Below are 15813 nucleotides of genomic sequence, written 5' to 3'. Positions count from 1 at the left end.
CAACCTTGGGAGGGTTAATCATGCAGAAGACGATCAAGGACAAGATTCCGGTGACGGTGCTGACGGGCTTTCTGGGCTCGGGCAAGACCACGTTGCTGAATTACATCCTGAAGGAAAACCACGGCATGAAGATCGCCGTGATCGAGAACGAGTTCGGCGAGATCGGCATCGACGGCGGTCTGGTGGTCGGCAGCACCGAGGAAATCTACGAGATGACCAACGGCTGTGTCTGCTGCGTCGCCGAGGCGCGCGAGGATCTGCTGCGGGTGATCCGCCAGCTGCTGGCGCGGCCCGAGCGGCTGGACCACATCATCATCGAGACCAGCGGCCTTGCCGACCCCTATCCGGTGGCGCAGACCTTCTTCCTGGACGATCCGATCCGCGAGGAAACCAACCTGGACGGCGTCATCGCGCTGGTCGATGTCAAGCACATCCTGCGGCATCTGGACGACGCCCAGATCGAGGCGCATGACAATCAGGCCGTGGACCAGATCGTCTGCGCCGACCGCGTGGTGCTGAACAAGGTCGATCTGGCCAGCGAGGAGGAAATCGAGGCGGTCTCTGCCCGGGTCCGCAGCCTGAACGAGACCGCCGAGCAGGTGCGTTCCAGCTATGCCCAGATCGACCTGCGCAAGATCCTGGGTCTGGCCGCCTTCGATCAGAACCGCCTGATGGCGGCCGAAATTCCCGAACATCACGAACATCACCACCATCATGCACCCTGGATGGGCGATGCCAGCCACGACCACGATTCCAGCGTGACCTCGGTCGGGTTCGAGCTGGAAGGCCACATGGACCCGCAGGCGATGATGCGCTGGGTGGAGGAGATGAAGGCGCGCGATCTCAGCGACCTGTTCCGGATGAAGGGCATCTTCTCGGTCAAGGGCGACGATTACTGCTATGTCCTGCACGGTGTGCATGACCAGATCGAGTTCCGCCCGAACCATCCCTGGGCCAATGAGCCGCGCTGCAACAAGATGGTGTTCATCGGCCGCAATCTGGACAGGCAGGCATTGCGCGAACGGTTGCAGCAGTGCATGGCGGCCTGATGCCGCAGCGCCGGGCCTGAAGGGGGCCGGCGCATCCATTCGTTTCGCGTGTCGCCGCGCATCGGCCCGCGGCGGCACGCGCGATCACCAAAGGGGGGAACCATGATCCAGTCCAGCAGCAATACCCGGCGCCGCGCGGTGCTGATCCGCGGCGGGCAGCTGGCACGGCCCGACGGCACGCTGGCCGCGACGGATGTCCTGATCGGGGCCGACGGCCGCATCGCGCGGCTGGGCGCCAGCCTCTCGGAACCCGAAGGTGCCAGCGTGGTCGATGCGAGCGGTTGCCTGGTCACACCCGGCTTCGTCGACATGCACCAGCACCTCGACAAGACCGGGGTGCTGCGCTTTACCCCCAACCCCTCGGGCACCTTGCAGGGCGCGCGCGATGCCTTTGCGCTTTATGCCCGCAAGGCACCCCCCGAGGACGTGCTGCGTCGCGCCGCCCGCACGCTGGGGCGCTGCCTTGCGCATGGCACCACGGCGATCCGCAGCCATGTCAATGTCGACAAGGACGCAGGTTTCAACGGCATCGATGCGCTGGCACAATTGCGGGCGGAATGGGCCGATCTGGTGCAGCTGCAACTGGTGGCCTTCATGACGCCGCACCCGGGTCAGGATCTGGACTGGTTGCGCGCCAATATCGATCGGGCCGTCGATATGGCCGATGTCGTGGGCGGCACTCCGGCCGTTGCCGAAGATCCCGACGCCTATATGGACATCCTGTTCGAGACGGCCGCGCGCCATGGCCTGCCGGTGGACCTGCACCTGGACGAGCATCTGGACGCAGATCGCCAGCTGTTCCCCAAGGTGTTCGAGCGTGTCCGCCGCTTCGGCCTGCAGGGGCGCACGGTCCTGAGCCATTGTTCGGTGCTGAGCGCGATGCCGCGCGAAGAGTTCCTGCCGATCATGGACCAGATCCTGGAACTGGATCTGGGCGTGGTCACGCTGCCGGCGGCCAACCTGTATCTGCAGGGCCGCGACCGCGACATGCTGCCGCCGCGCGGCCTGACCCGCGTTGCCGAAATGCTGCGGGCCGGGGTGCGGCTGGCGACGGCCTCGGACAATATCCAGGATCCCTTCGTGCCGACCGGTTCCGGCGACATGCTGGAAATCGCGCGCTGGACCCTGCTGGCCGGGCATCTCAAGGGCGACGAACTGCCCTTGGTCCACCGCATGATCGGCGAGATTCCCGCAGGCCTGATGGGGCTGGGCAGTCATGCTCTGGTCCCCGGCGCGCGGGCGGATCTTCTGGTGGCGCGGGCCGATGATGTGGCAAACCTTGTCGCGGGCGGTGCCGAAGAGCTGCGCGTGTTTGCCGCTGGCCGCCTGGTCAGCGAAACCACGCTGTCGCAGGATCCCGGGGCCGAGCAGCTGGGCTAGCAACCGCCCGCCAGATCGTGGGGGCGATCCACGTCCCCCGCAGTCGCGGCGTCGACGGGCAGCAGCGCGCTTTCGGGCAGGGCGGCGATCCATGCCCGCGCGCCGTGATCGCCCGGCGGAGCGTTCAGGATGGTGTCGAAGGCGGACGCGGGCAGATGCGCCGGCGGCAAGCGGCGCGCCATGTGCCGGCAGGCGGCGCCTTCGGGGCGTTGCAGCAACTGGCGCAACAGTCGCGGTCCGACATGCGGCATGTCGCCCAGCACCAGCAATGCGCTTTCGGCGCCTGACCGGCGCGCGTGCAGCAGCCCCGCGACCAGCGAATCCGACATCGGACGGCCGGGCGGCAAGCGCAGGCACCGGATTTCGGGCGGCAGGCATCGGGCCACGGCCTCGGAGCTGACGACCGCAATCACGCCGTCGCATCCCGCCGCCAGCAGCGCCTGCGCAGGCCATGTCACCAGGGCCTGTCCGCGGCAGGGCGCCAGCAGCTTGTTCTGGGCGCCAAAGCGGCGGGATTGCCCCGCCGCCAGCAGGATGCCCATGCGCATCTCAGGCCAGGGTTTCGGCGCTGATGACCGGTGCCGCCAGGCCGATCACCTCGGCCAGGACCGAGACCGCCAGCTGCCGCGGATCGCGGGCCGAGGGCACCAGACCGATCGGACCGCGCACCCTTTGCAGCGATTCCTCGGCCAGGCCCAGTTCGGCCAGCCGCGCCAGCCGGTCCTGCTGGGTGCGGCGGCTGCCCTGGGCGCCGATGTAAAAGGCGGGGCCTTCCAGCAGTTGTTGCAGGATCTGCGGTTCGTGTTCGTGGTCGTGATAGAACAGCAGCGCCGCGCAACGGGCATCGCCGACCACGGCCGCCATATCGGGCAAATGCCCCAGCCGCCGCGTGTTGCAGCCCATCGAGCCGGCGGCATTCAGGCTGTGATCGTCATGGGACAGCAGCAGGTGGTCATAATCCAGCGATTGCACCAGCTGGGCAAAGACCGCCGCCTCGGGGCCGGCGCCGAAAATGACAAAGCGCAGCGGTGGGCGAAAGGTCAATCGCAGGCCGGGCAGGGTGGGGGCGTCGGCCTGCAGCAGGCGCAAGGCGCCGTCGGGGGCCAGATGCAATGCCGCCTCGCGTCGGGCCGCGCGTTCGCGCGACAATGCCGACAGCACCGCGGGATCCTGGATCACGAACAGCGAAACCTCGATGGCGCCGCCGCAGGGCAGGCGCAAATCGATGAAGGGCGATCCCTGACCGTAGCGCAGCTGCTGGGGCTGGCCGCTTGCCCGCACCTCCTGCGCGCGCAGGATCAGGTCGGCCTCGATGCAGCCGGAACTGAGCGCACCGGCAAAGCGGCCGTCAGGCGCGATGGCCATGGCCGTGCCCAGGCTGCGATAGGTCGGGCCATGCGTGGCCGTCAGCACCGCCATCACCGTTCCCGGTCCGAAGAGCAATGCGGTTTCCCACGGATCCAGCAGGGCCGGATGCCGGGCCCGGCCTTGCGAGATGATGGTGCGGCTTTGGAACACGTGGCCTCCTGACATGGGGCGCCTCAGCCGAAACGGCTGGCGAAGCGGCAGCGTGCCGCAATGACAGGATTGTTGACAATCTGGAGAGATTCGCGCAAGCTTTAAATTGTCAGCAATCCGGTGTCCCATGTCCGATACGCTTTCCTACCGCCCCGCAGCCCCCCAGGATCCTGCCGGTCCCCGCAGCAAGAGCGGTGTCGAGGCCGAACAGCGCGTGGTGCGGCTGGTCATGGAGGGGATCCATCAGATGCGCACACCGCCAGGGCACCGGCTGATCGAACGCGAACTGTCCGAACAGGCCTGTGCCAGTCGCCAGACGGTGCGCAATGCGCTGCTGCGCCTGTCGCAGGCGGGGCTGGTCGCACTGACCCCGAATTGCGGGGCGACGGTGACGCAATGCTCGCCCGCGACGACACGCGCGATCATGCAGGCGCGCATCATCAACGAAGGTGCGGCGCTGCGGATGCTGGCCGAGCGGATGGACGATGCCGCCTCGGACCGGTTGCAGGACATCCTGCGGCGCGAGGCGGCGGCCTATGACGAAGGCATGGTGATCGAGGCGCGTCACCTGTCGCGCGAATTCCACATCGCCTTCACCGAACTGGCCGGGAACGAGCCCATCGCCCGTTTCATGCGCGAACTGATCGATTGCCAGCCGCTGCTGGCGGCATCCTTGCGCGGGCGGCCATCAAGTTTCTCGGGCGTGATCGCCCATACCAAGACCCTGGCGGCCTTGCAGCGTGGCGATGGCGCCATGGCCGAGGCCGTCAACACCGAACTGCTGAGCGCGCTCGAGCGCGAATTCCTGCGCGAAGCGCAGGACAGCGGCCCCCCCATGCCCAGCTAGCGCAGGCAGCAAGGGACCGACCCGGCGTAGCCCCGTTCAGGTAAGCGGCCAGGCAGCAGCATCTGTCGCTTGAGACCAATGAGCCAGAGGAGGGCAAATTGCGCCGTTTCGAGTATCATGAACCGACAACACTGGAGGAGGCCTCGGCGCTTCTGACATCGCTGGGAGAGGGGGCCTATCTGCTGGCCGGCGGCACCGACCTGTTCGTGGAAATCCGCGAGCATCTGCGTCGGGTATCGCATCTGGTCAACATCAAGCGTGTGCCGGGACTGGACCGGATCGAATGGTCCGACCAAGGCGGGCTGCGCTTTGGCGCGCTGGTCACGGCCGGGCAGCTGGAGGCATCAGAGCCGGTGGTCAAACACTATCCCAACCTGCGCACGGCGATGCAGCTGCTGGCCTCGATCCAGGTGCGCAACCGCGCCACGGTGATCGGCAATATCTGCCGAGCCTCGCCCTCGGCCGATTCGATCCCGCCGCTGATCGCCGATGGCGCCAGCATCGAGATATGGAATCCGCAGGGCGGTCGCACGGTCCCGCTGGCGGAATTCTTTACCGGCCCGGGCCGCAGCGTGTTGCAGCCGGGCGAAATCGCGGTGGCGATCGCCGTGCCCCCGCCCAAGTCCGGCAGCGGCCGCGCCTATATCAAGCATGGTCGCCGCAAGGCCATGGAACTGGCCACCGTCGGCGTTGCCGTCAGCCTGGATACCCAGGGCGGCGAATGCACCGGGGCGCGGATCGCGCTTGGCGCGGTCGGGCCGGTGGTGCTGCGCGCGCCCAGGGCCGAAGCGATCCTGGTCGGATCGCGGCTGGACGCGGACACCATCGCCGCGGCGGCCGAACAGGCGATGCAGGAATGCACGCCCATCAGCAATGTCCGCAGTTCGGCCGAATATCGGCGCGACATGGTCGGGGTTCTGACCCGGCGTGCGGTCTCGCTCGCTCTGGAGGAAGCGGCATGAAAAAGATCCATCTCGAATTCAGCGTGAACGGGGAACAGCGCAGCGTCCTGGTGGAGGGCTATCGTTCGCTCCTGGACACGCTGCGCGAAGAGGTCGGGCTGACCGGCACCAAGAAGGGTTGCGACGTCGGCGACTGCGGCGCCTGCACGGTGATGGTCAACGGCCAGCCCGTCAACGCCTGCCTGATGCTGGCGGCCGAGGCGCAGGGCGCCGAGGTGCTGACCGTCGAGGGCATGCAGCCCAACCCCGACGAACTGCACCCCCTGCAAGAGGCCTTCATGGAACACGGTGCCTCGCAATGCGGGTTCTGCACCCCCGGCATCCTGATCATGGCCAAGCATCTGCTGGACCAAAATCCGCTGCCAACGGACGAGGAAATCCGCTTTGGCCTGTCGGGCAACATCTGCCGCTGCACCGGCTATACCAAGATCTTCGACGCGATCCGCACCGCCGGCAAGCGCATGGCGGCCGCCAAGGCGGCATCGGTGGAGGCCTGAGATGACCAAGCATGATTTCCGCATCGTCGGCAAAAGCGTCAAGCGCCAGGACGTCATCGAGAAGGTGACGGGCGAGGGCAAGTATACCGGCGACTACCATCTGCCCGGGATGCTTTACGGCAAGATCAAGCGTTCCGACATCGCCCATGCCCGCATCAAGAGCATCGACGTGTCCAGGGCGCTGGCCTATCCGGGCGTCAAGGCGGTGCTGACCCATCACGACGTGCCCAAGGTGCTGCATTACGGTTCGCCGCATCCGCGTTCGGCCTCCTGCACCAAGGATCAGTATATCCTCGAGGACAAGGTGCGGTTCTGGGGCGAGGGTGTCGCCGCCGTCGCCGCCATCAGCGAGGAAATCGCCGACGAGGCCCTGGAGCTGATCGAGGTCGAATACGAACCCTTGCCGGCGGTCTTTGACGTCGACAGCGCCCAATCGCCCGATGCGCCGCAGATCCACGACGTCGGGCCGGGGGGCAACCTGGTGATCCCGCCGGTGCAGATCGAACGCGGCGATGTCGAAAAGGGCTTTGCCGAGGCCGACCTGATCCTGGAAGGCTGGTTCGAGGGCGGACGCCCGACCCCCACCTACATGGAGCCCAACATCTGCGTCGCCGACTGGGACGGTTCGGGCAAGCTGACGTTCTGGACCTCGACCCAGACCTCGTTCATGGTGCGCGGCGCCCTGGCCGAGGTTCTGGGCCTGCCGCTGAACAAGGTGCGGGTGCTGGTCGATCACATGGGCGGCGGCTTCGGCGCCAAGCAGGATCTGTTCCAGCACGAATTCCTGTGCGCGCTGCTGGCCAAGCAATGCCGGCGTCCGGTCAGGATGGAGTTCACGCGCAAGGAAACCTTCCTGGCCGGACGCACCCGTCACCCGTTCAAGATGTGGCTGAAACAGGGCTTCCGCAAGGATGGCACGCTGACCGCCCGCGACATGAAGATCGTCTATGAATCGGGCGCCTACGGATCGCACAGCCCCGGCGTGACCAATGTCGGCACCGCCTCGGCCACCTCGCTCTATCGCTGTCCGAACGTTCGGCTGGACGGGCGCGCGGTCTATACCAACACCCCCATTGCCGGCGCCTTCCGTGGCTATGGCGTGGTGCAGACCTATTACGCCATCGACATCCAGATCGACGAGGCCGCCGAAAAGCTGGGCATCGACCCGGCCGAGATGCGGCTGCGCAATGCGGTGCGCGAAGGCGACATCGCGCCTTCGGGTCATCCGATCATCGGGCACGGCCTTGAAACCTGCATCAGCCATGGCATCAAGGCTTTCGACTGGGCGGGCAAGCGCAATGCCGATCGCACCGATCCCAGGAACCCTGCCATCCGCAAGGGCTGGGGCATCGGCTGCGAGATGCATGGATCGTCGGCCTATCCCGGCATCAAGGAACAGGGCAACGCCACCGTCAAGATGAACGAGGACGGCAGCGTCACCCTGCTGACCGGCGCGGCGGGGCTGGGCACCGGGGCCCACACTGCCCTGGCGCAGATCGTCGCCGAGGAACTGGGCGTTCCCTTCGAATCGGTCTCGGTCGTGCATGGCGATACCGATGTCGTGCCGTGGGATATCGGCGCCTTCGCCAGCCACACCACCTATCTGGTGGGTTCCGCCGCCAAGATGGCCGCGGCCGAACTGCGCCAGCGCGTCCTGGCCCGTGCGGCCGAGAAGCTGCAGGAAAAGCCCGAACACCTGCAGATGGTCGATGGCATCATCACCGTCGAGGGCAAGCCCGGCCAGAGCCTGACCGTGCACGAGGCCATGGGTCCGTCGCGCGGCATTCCGGCCGAGCATCTGATCGCCTCGGGCAGCTACATGCCGACGAAGTCCTATTCTTTCGCCGCGCATTTCGTCGAGGTGGCGGTGGATACCGAAACCGGCATCATCGAATGCCGCAAGGTGGTCCCGGTGCACGATGTCGGCAAGGTGATCCATCCGATCGCCGCCCAGGGCCAGATCGAAGGCGGGATCCAGCAGGGCATCGGCCATACCCTGACCGAGGATTATGTCATCGACCGCACCAATGGCCGGTCGCTGAACGCGGGGCTGGTCGATTACAAGATGCCGCTGTCAATGGACATGCCCGACATCGAAACGATCATCCTGGAGGCCGCGCCCGATCCCGGCGGCCCCTGGGGGGCCAAGGGTGTGGGCGAGGATCCGATCATCGCCATCGGTCCGGCCATCGCCAATGCCGTCCATGACGCCATCGGCGTGCGCTTCCATCACTATCCGATCACGCCCGAGGATGTGCTGGAGGGGCTGCGCCGCAAGGCCCGCCAAGACGCCGGCGCCGCCTGATCGCAAGACCTGCGCCCCCGCCCCTGCGGGCGGGGGCTATCCGCCAGTCACATCCGGGCGCATGCCCCGTCGCATCGTGGCCTGCGTCGTGCGATGGACGAAATCGCGAAACAGCCGGCTGGCCGGTGCCAGCGTGTGATCGCTGCGCTGGATCAGCGATATCTTGCGCGAGATCACCGGCTCGGTCGGCAGGATGGTGACCAGCCCAAGCGCCTGTGCCAGCGGTCGCACGGTCGAGGTCATGATTGCCACGCCCAGCCCGGCATGGACCATGCCGATGATGGTCAGCGGCAAGGACACATCCTGAAAGCTGCGATGCAAGGTCAGCTCCACCCCGGCGCGGGCCAGTTCGGTCTGCAGGCGTTCGCGGATGGGGTTGCCGCGCTGGGGCCCGATCAGCGGTTCCTCGGTCAGGTCGCCCCAGCGCAGGGTGCCGCGCTGCGCCAGCGGATGTTCGGGGCGCATCACCACCAGAAACGAATCGGTCATCAGCTCGGCGCCGCTGATTTCGCTGTCGCGGTCGGGAACCGTGCCCATGCCCAGATCGACGGTGCCGTTCTTGACCATCTCGATCATGGCGCGCTCTGACACGTCGTGCATCGAGATTTCGACATTCGGATAGCGTTCGTTGAAGTTGCGGATCGCCCGCGGCAGCAGCAGGGCGGCCTGCAACGTCCCGGCGGCGATCGAGACCCGGCCGCGGCTGAAACTGTTCAGATCGCGCGCATTTTCCACCAGCCGGTCCAGATCGCCGATGGCCTGTCGGGCGACGGCCAGCGCCTCGGCCCCGGCCTGGGTCAGGCGCAACAGCCGGGTGTGACGGTCGAAAAGGCGCAGGTTCAGGTTCTGTTCCAGCTGCGCGATCAGCGTGCTGACCGCCGATTGCGACAGCCCCAGGCGTTCGGCGGCGCGGGTGATCTGGCCGGTTTCGGCCACGGTCACAAAGGCGCGGAACTGTTTCAGCGTCGGTTCCATCGCGGCGTTTTCCCCCCCGCTTACATTCATACGAAATTCAGATGAATAAAGTCAATTGTGCCGATTGATAAATGAATTGCTTCGCCCACAATCGTGTCAGGCATGTCGGAAACCATGCGACGGAACACGAATAACACAGGGAGGAGTGCCGTGAGCGGCAGCTTGGAGGTTAAGGCGGAGGACTGGGACGCGCTGGCGACCCAACAGGATCAGACTCCGGCCGAGAAAACAAAGGACTTTGATCCGATTGAAGAAAAATTTCCAGCGCCCAAGCTGTTCGCGCTGGGGCTGCAACATGTGCTGGTCATGTATGCCGGCGCGGTTGCCGTGCCGCTGCTGATCGGCAACGCATTGGGAATGACCAAGGAACAGGTGGCGCTGCTGATCAGTGCGGACCTGTTCTGCTGCGGCATCGTCACCATGATCCAGTGCCTTGGCGTCTGGAAGTTCGGGGCGCGTCTGCCGATCATGATGGGCATCAGCTTCACCGCCGTGCCGGTCATCATCGCCACCGGCCAGGATCCCGAACTGGGCATCCGCGGCGTGTTCGGCGCGGTGATCGGCTCGGGCATCTTCACGGTGATCGCGGCCTGGTTCTTCAGCAAATGGGTGCGGTTCTTTCCGGCCGTGGTGACGGGCACCTGCATGCTGATCATCGGGGTGTCGTTGATGCGGGTCGGCGTGAACTGGGCCGCAGGCGGTCAGCCGATGATCCGCACGGCCGAAGGCATGGTGCCCAACCCGAATTACGGCGAGCCGTTCAACATCGTCGTTGCCGGCATCGTCCTGGCAAGCATCCTGCTGGTGACCCGCTTTTTCAAGGGCTTCTATGCCAACCTGGGCGTGCTGATCGGCATTGCCGCGGGCTTCGGCATCTCGATCGCGGCGGGCAAGGTCAGCTTCGAGGGGCTGGGCGACGCGCATTGGGTCAACATCATCACCCCCTTCGCCTTCGGGACGCCGATCTTCAACCTGTGGGGCACCATCGGCCTCAGCGCGGTGATGATCGTGATGATGATCGAGGCCACCGGCCAGTTCGTCGCCGTGACCGACATGGCCGGCCAGAAGCTGAGCGAAGAGCGTCTGGCCCGCGGTCTGCGCACCGATGGCATCGGCAATATCATCGGCGGCATCTTCAACACCTTCACCTATACCACCTATGCCCAGAACGTCGGCCTGCTGCAGATCACGGGTGTGCTCAGCCGCTATGTCGTGGCGGCGGGCGGTGCGATCCTGATCCTGCTGGGCTGCCTGCCCAAGCTGGCCTTCATCAGCGCATCCATCCCCAGCTATGTCGTCGGCGGCGCCGCGCTGGTGATGTTCGGCATGGTGTCGGCGACCGGCGTCAAGATCCTGTCGCGCGTCGACTTCGTGAAGAATCGCCGCAACATCTATATCGTCGCGGTCAGCCTTGCACTGGCGATGATCCCGGTGGTGGCGCCCACCATGTTCGAGAAGATGCCGCATCTGGTGGAACGTATCTTCCACAGCGGCATCCTGGTCGGCACCTTCTCGGCGCTGCTGCTGAACCTGCTGTTCAACGGCATTCCGCCGCGCACTCAGGACCTGTCGGAAGCCGGTCACTGACCACAACACGACTTGCAACCCCCCTTGGCCGGACCTTCGGGTCCGGCTCTTTTCATTCCGGGCGCGGGCGCCGGATCTGCGATCAGGCGGTTCTGGCCGGCCGCCGGCCCCTGTGAGTTGCGCTGCCCTGCATCTGTTCCAGGATCAGACAGCGCAATTGTTCGGCCGCCGGCGACAGGCTGCGCTGGCGGTGCTGCAACAAGGCGATGTCGCGCGTCACGACCGGCTCGATCAGCGCCACGCTGCGCACATTCACGTCGGGCGCCAGCAGGCCGGTATTCTCGGGCAGCACCGACACCCCCAGCCCGGCCGAAATCATGCTGATCGCGGTCGAGGAAAAGCGCACCTCATAGGCGGGACGGAAGCCGGGGGCGACGCGGATCATCGTCTGTTCGACCAGATCCCGCAGCGGATTGCGGCGGTTCAGCACGATCAGCCGTTCGGCAACCAGTTCGGCCCAGCTGACATGGGGGCGACGCGCCAGCGGATGACCGGCATTGCAGATCAGCGTCAGCCGGTCGCGAATCACCGGCGTGGCGGTGATTTCCGGATCGTCGTCGATCTGGGTGCCCAGGGCGATGTCGACCTCGTTGCGGCGCAGGGCGATGCGGATGCGCTCTTCGGCCATGTCGCAAAGCTGGACCGAGACCCCGGGATAACGATCCATGAAGGTCGCGAGGATCGGGGGCACCATGGTGGCGGCAAGCACGATGGCGGCGGCGATGGTGACCTGGCCCGATTTCAGCGCCGCGCTGTCGCGCACGCCGCGCGTGGCCTGATCCAGATCATGCAGAACCTTGCGTGCCTGGGGCAGGAATTCGCGGCCGGTGACCGACAGGCTGACCATGCGGGTGTGGCGGTCGAAGAGCCGCACCCCCATTTCGTTTTTCAGCTCGCGAATCAGGATGCTGACCGCCGATTGCGTCAGCCCCATTTCGCTGGCGGCCAGGTTGAAACGGCCCAGCTCGGCCACCGCCAGAAAGGCGCGCAGCTGGCGCAGGGTGATGTTCACGGTGCCCCCCACGCCGCTTTCGGACCTGCCGTCGTTGTGGCGGGGTGCGTCTCAGCCTGCGGGCGCGGCATGATGCGCCCCGTCCGGCCTTTGGCCGGCCATCATCAGCCCGACCTCTTCCAGCCGGCTGCGGTCGGCGGGCACCTCGCCCAGGATCTGGCCGTGGCACATCACCAGGATACGATCGCTGACCGCGAACAGTTCCTCGAGTTCGGTCGAGATCAGCAGGATGCCGCGGCCGCTGTCGCGCTGGCGCAGCATTTCCTGCAGGATGAACTCGATGGCGCCGATGTCGATGCCGCGGGTCAGCTGGCTGACCAGGATGAAATCGGGGTTGCGGGCCAGTTCGCGGGCCACCACCAGCTTTTGCTGATTGCCGCCCGACAGGTTGCCGATCGCCTGGTTCTCGTCCGGGGTCTTGACGCGGAAACGGGCGATCAGTTCGCGCGTATGGGCACCGATCTGCGCCCGCTGCAACAGTCCCCGACGGGAAAACGGCGGCTGATCATAGCTGTGCAGGATGGCGTTTTCGGACAGCGACATCGGCAGCAGCACGCCCATCTTGTGCCGGTCCTCGGGCACATGGGCAAAGGAACGTGCGTTGATCTGTGCCGGGCCGAGGCCGGTGACATCCTCGCCGTTCAGCAGAACCTGCCCCGAATCGATCGGCAGCAGGCCGGCCAGCGCCAGCGCCAGTTCGGTCTGGCCATTGCCCGACACCCCGGCGATGCCGACGATCTCGCCGCGATGCACGGTCAGGTCGATGTCATGCAGCGCCTGCAGACCCAGATCGTTGCGACAGTTCAGCCCGCGCAGCTCAAGGACCGGGGCGCCGGGGCGTGCCGGGGCGCGGGGCAGTTCCATCAGCACGTCGCGCCCCACCATCAGCCGCGCCAGTTCGCGCGGGTCGGTGTCCTGCACGCGGGTGGTATGCACCACCCGGCAGTCGCGCATGACGCTGATGCGGTCGCTGACGCGCATCACCTCGTCAAGCTTGTGCGAAATGAAGATGATGGTCTTGCCGTCGGCGACCAGGTCGCGCATCAGCACCAGCAGCCGGTCGGTTTCCTGCGGGGTCAGCACGGCGGTCGGTTCGTCCAGAACCAGCAGTTCGGCGCCGTGAAACAGCACCTTGAGGATCTCGACCCGTTGCTGTTCGCCGACCGAAAGATCCTCGATGACCGCATCGGGGCGCACGTCCAGGCCGTAGCGGTCGGACAATTCGCGGATGCGGGCATGGACCGCGCCCATGTCGCGGATCAGCCGCAGCGGCGTGCCCTGGCCCAGCACATAGTTTTCCGCCACCGTCAGGTTCGGCACCAGCATGAAATGCTGATGCACCATGCCGATGCGGTGGCGGCTGGCCTCGCGCGGGGAGCTGATGTTCAGCGGCTGGCCGCGATAGATGATCTGGCCGCTGTTGGGGCGCAGGATGCCGCACAGGATGCTCATCAGCACGCTCTTGCCGGCGCCGTTCTCGCCCAGCAGGGCGTGGATCTCGCCCTGCTCGACCTCCAGCGTGACGCCGGCGCTGACCACCAGATCGCCAAAGGACTTGTGGATATTGTCCATCTTGAGAAAGGTTTCGGCGGTCATTTCTCTACCTTTCGCCATAGGGGATGCCCAGCTTGCGCGGGGCGACGTTCTTGCCGCGCACCAGCACCAGCGCCAGGATCGTCATCACATAGGGCAGCACTTGCAGCGCCTGATAGGGAATGTTCAGCATCGGTTGCGCCTGCAATTGCAGCTGCAGCGCATAGAACACCCCGAACAGCAGCGACACGAAGAAGGCCCCGACCGGCGACCAGCGGGCAAAGACCACCACCGCCAGCGCGATGAAGCCGCGCCCCGAGGTGATCCCTTCGACGAACTGGTTGGAATGGCCCAGCGTCAGGAAGGCGCCGCCCAGCCCGGCCAGCGCGCTGCCGATCAGCACCGCGCCATAGCGATACAGCGCCACGCTGCGCCCGGCGACATCGACCGCCTTGGGATGATCGCCCGTTGCCCGCAGCGTCAGCCCGAAGGAGGTGCGATTGAGCAGGATCGCCGCCAGGATCACCGCCGGAATGGTGCTGTAAACGATCAGGTTCTGGCGAAACAGCGCCTCGCCCAGATAGGGCAGGTCGCTGAGCCAGGGGATGTCGATGGGGCGGGCGATTTCCACCCCGCGCCCGGTCGAGACGTAATAGGCGCGGAACAGGAACGCGGTCAGCCCCAGGCCCAGCAGGTTGATGGCCGCTCCGACCACGATCTGGTCGGCCTTGATGGTGATGGCGAAGAAGGCAAAGATCAGCCCGAACAGCAGACCGGCGGCCACCCCGGCCGCCAGCCCCAGCGGCAGGCTGCCGGTGGCGAAGGTGGCGGCAAAGCCGCAGAATGCGCCCATGGCCATCGTGCCTTCGATGCCGATGTTCAGCACCCCGGCCCGTTCCGAGATCACCTCGCCGATCGAGGCGAAGATCAGCGGCGTGGCCAGGCGCCATGCCGCGCCGATCAGCGTGGCCAGGAAGCTCAGGAAAATGATGTTGTCCATGCGAGGTTTCCCTTCAGTGCCGTCCGGGCCGCAGCCGCAGCGCGGCAAAGCTGACGACCGACAGGATGACGATGCCCTGGATGACCGAGACCAGCACCTGCGGCACCTGCGATGTGATCTGCATCAGTTCCGACCCCGATCGCAGCACCGCGAACAGGCCGCCGGACAGGATCGCCCCCAGCGGGTTGTTGGCGGCCAGCAGCGCGACCGCGATGCCCTCGAAGCCGTAGCCGGGCGAGATGTTCTGATAAAGCCTGTGGGTCACGCCCGCGACCTCGAAGGCGCCGGCAAGGCCGGCCATGGCGCCGCTGATGCACATGGCGATCATCATGTTGCGGCCCGCATTCATGCCGGCATAGCGCGCGGCATGGGCATTCGTGCCGACCACGCGCAGCCCGTAACCGGCGCTGGACCGATACAGGAATACATATAGCGCGACGGCCAGCGCCAGCGCGACCAGGATGCCGATATGCAAGCGGGTGCCGGGGATCAGGTCGGGGATCCAGGATTCGCGCAGCAGCCTGGCCGATTGCGGATAGGCCGCGCGGCTGTCCTTCATCGGGCCGGTGACCAGATAGCTGGTGCCGATCAGCGCGATATAGTTCAGCATGATGGTGGTGACGATCTCGCTGGCCTGAAAACGCACCTTGAGCCAGCCGGCGATACCGGCCCAGAAGGCGCCGCCAAGCGCACCCGCCAGCATGATCAGCGGCACGTAAAGCCATGGGCTCAGCCCGGGCAGGCTGGTGCCCGCCAGCGTGGCACAGACCGCGCCCGCGTAAAGCTGCCCCTCGGCGCCGATGTTCCACATCTGGCAGCGAAAGGCCACGCACAACCCGGCCCCGATCAGGATCAGCGGCACCGCCTTCAGCAGCACCTCGGAGATCGAGCGGAAATCCTGAAACACTCCGATCAGCATCAGGTCGATGACGTCCCCACCATTGTAGCCGTTCACGGCCAGCAGCAGCGCCCCGAAAGCCAGCGCGATGGCCACCGCCGCCAGCGGATAGGCTGCGGCCAGCGCGATGCGGCGCAAGCCCCTAGCCGCGCGGCGCAGCGGGTTCGGGCCGCAGAGACTGCGCCCGTCCTGTTCGATCTGCGTCATGGTAAACCCTTTCTGCCCAGAGGGAGGGAGCCGCCGACCCGGG

The 15813-nt window shown here is 66.1% G+C and carries 14 protein-coding genes; 7 read left to right on the top strand and 7 right to left on the bottom strand.

What is annotated here, in order from left to right; genetic code table 11:
- The first annotated feature begins 20 nt into the window (after positions 1-20).
- Both GB880_RS15700 and GB880_RS15695 read left to right on the top strand, forming a co-directional pair.
- Positions 21-1049, top strand: coding sequence for a CobW family GTP-binding protein (locus GB880_RS15700; RefSeq protein WP_154493306.1), 1029 nt, complete (start codon positions 21-23; stop codon positions 1047-1049).
- Positions 1050-1151: 102 nt separating this feature from the next.
- Entirely contained in the window at positions 1152-2429 is a 1278-nt protein-coding gene (locus GB880_RS15695) for an amidohydrolase family protein (RefSeq protein WP_154493308.1), read from the top strand.
- On the opposite strand, the gene GB880_RS15690 is transcribed toward GB880_RS15695, so the two are convergent.
- Positions 2426-2971: a nucleotidyltransferase family protein gene (locus GB880_RS15690; protein WP_195841239.1), complete on the bottom strand. Its 546-nt coding sequence runs from the start codon at positions 2969-2971 to the stop codon at positions 2426-2428. The genes GB880_RS15695 and GB880_RS15690 overlap by 4 nt on opposite strands.
- Positions 2972-2978: 7 nt before the next feature.
- Positions 2979-3947 carry an XdhC family protein gene (locus GB880_RS15685; RefSeq protein WP_263467438.1) on the bottom strand — a complete coding sequence of 323 codons (969 nt, stop codon included), beginning with the start codon at positions 3945-3947 and terminating at the stop codon, positions 2979-2981.
- Positions 3948-4074: 127 nt separating this feature from the next.
- On the opposite strand from GB880_RS15685, the gene GB880_RS15680 reads away from it, so the two are divergent.
- The 4 genes from GB880_RS15680 to GB880_RS15665 all read left to right on the top strand — a co-directional run bounded on the left by GB880_RS15680 (position 4075) and on the right by GB880_RS15665 (position 8558).
- Entirely contained in the window at positions 4075-4794 is a 720-nt protein-coding gene (locus GB880_RS15680; RefSeq protein WP_154493314.1) for a GntR family transcriptional regulator, read from the top strand.
- Between the two features lie 98 nt (positions 4795-4892).
- Complete coding sequence (locus GB880_RS15675; RefSeq protein ID WP_154493316.1) at positions 4893-5756, top strand: FAD binding domain-containing protein; 864 nt, start codon at positions 4893-4895, stop codon at positions 5754-5756.
- Positions 5753-6253 (top strand): (2Fe-2S)-binding protein, encoded by a 501-nt coding sequence (locus tag GB880_RS15670; RefSeq protein ID WP_154493318.1) that lies wholly within the window; start codon positions 5753-5755, stop codon positions 6251-6253. The genes GB880_RS15675 and GB880_RS15670 overlap by 4 nt, the downstream gene beginning before the upstream one ends.
- Position 6254: 1 nt before the next feature.
- Positions 6255-8558, top strand: a complete 2304-nt coding sequence (locus GB880_RS15665; protein WP_154550601.1) for a xanthine dehydrogenase family protein molybdopterin-binding subunit — start codon at positions 6255-6257, stop codon at positions 8556-8558.
- Between the two features lie 36 nt (positions 8559-8594).
- On the opposite strand, the gene GB880_RS15660 is transcribed toward GB880_RS15665, so the two are convergent.
- Positions 8595-9563: a LysR family transcriptional regulator gene (locus GB880_RS15660; protein ID WP_229774358.1), complete on the bottom strand. Its 969-nt coding sequence runs from the start codon at positions 9561-9563 to the stop codon at positions 8595-8597.
- Between the two features lie 162 nt (positions 9564-9725).
- Between GB880_RS15660 and GB880_RS15655 the strand changes: the two genes are divergently transcribed.
- Complete coding sequence (locus tag GB880_RS15655; RefSeq protein WP_442793786.1) at positions 9726-11120, top strand: nucleobase:cation symporter-2 family protein; 1395 nt, start codon at positions 9726-9728, stop codon at positions 11118-11120.
- Positions 11121-11202: 82 nt separating this feature from the next.
- Here the strand turns inward: GB880_RS15655 and GB880_RS15650 are convergent, their stop codons facing one another.
- Genes GB880_RS15650 through GB880_RS15635 form a run of 4 tightly spaced genes read right to left on the bottom strand, consistent with a single transcriptional unit; the run spans position 11203 to position 15770 of the window.
- Positions 11203-12132 carry a LysR family transcriptional regulator gene (locus tag GB880_RS15650; RefSeq protein WP_263467436.1) on the bottom strand — a complete coding sequence of 310 codons (930 nt, stop codon included), beginning with the start codon at positions 12130-12132 and terminating at the stop codon, positions 11203-11205.
- 51 nt (positions 12133-12183) lie between these two features.
- Positions 12184-13728: an ABC transporter ATP-binding protein gene (locus GB880_RS15645; RefSeq protein ID WP_154493322.1), complete on the bottom strand. Its 1545-nt coding sequence runs from the start codon at positions 13726-13728 to the stop codon at positions 12184-12186.
- A 4-nt stretch (positions 13729-13732) separates the two neighbouring features.
- Positions 13733-14665, bottom strand: a complete 933-nt coding sequence (locus GB880_RS15640) for an ABC transporter permease (protein WP_154493324.1) — start codon at positions 14663-14665, stop codon at positions 13733-13735.
- A 13-nt stretch (positions 14666-14678) separates the two neighbouring features.
- On the bottom strand, positions 14679-15770 hold the full coding sequence (locus GB880_RS15635; RefSeq protein ID WP_154493326.1) for an ABC transporter permease: 1092 nt from the start codon (positions 15768-15770) through the stop codon (positions 14679-14681).
- Positions 15771-15813 lie beyond the last annotated feature (43 nt).

The sequence above is a fragment of the Paracoccus sp. SMMA_5_TC genome (assembly GCF_009696685.2).
Classification (GTDB): domain Bacteria; phylum Pseudomonadota; class Alphaproteobacteria; order Rhodobacterales; family Rhodobacteraceae; genus Paracoccus.
The sequence above is the reverse complement of the archived record's forward strand: the minus strand, read 5'-3'. Positions and strand labels throughout refer to the sequence as shown.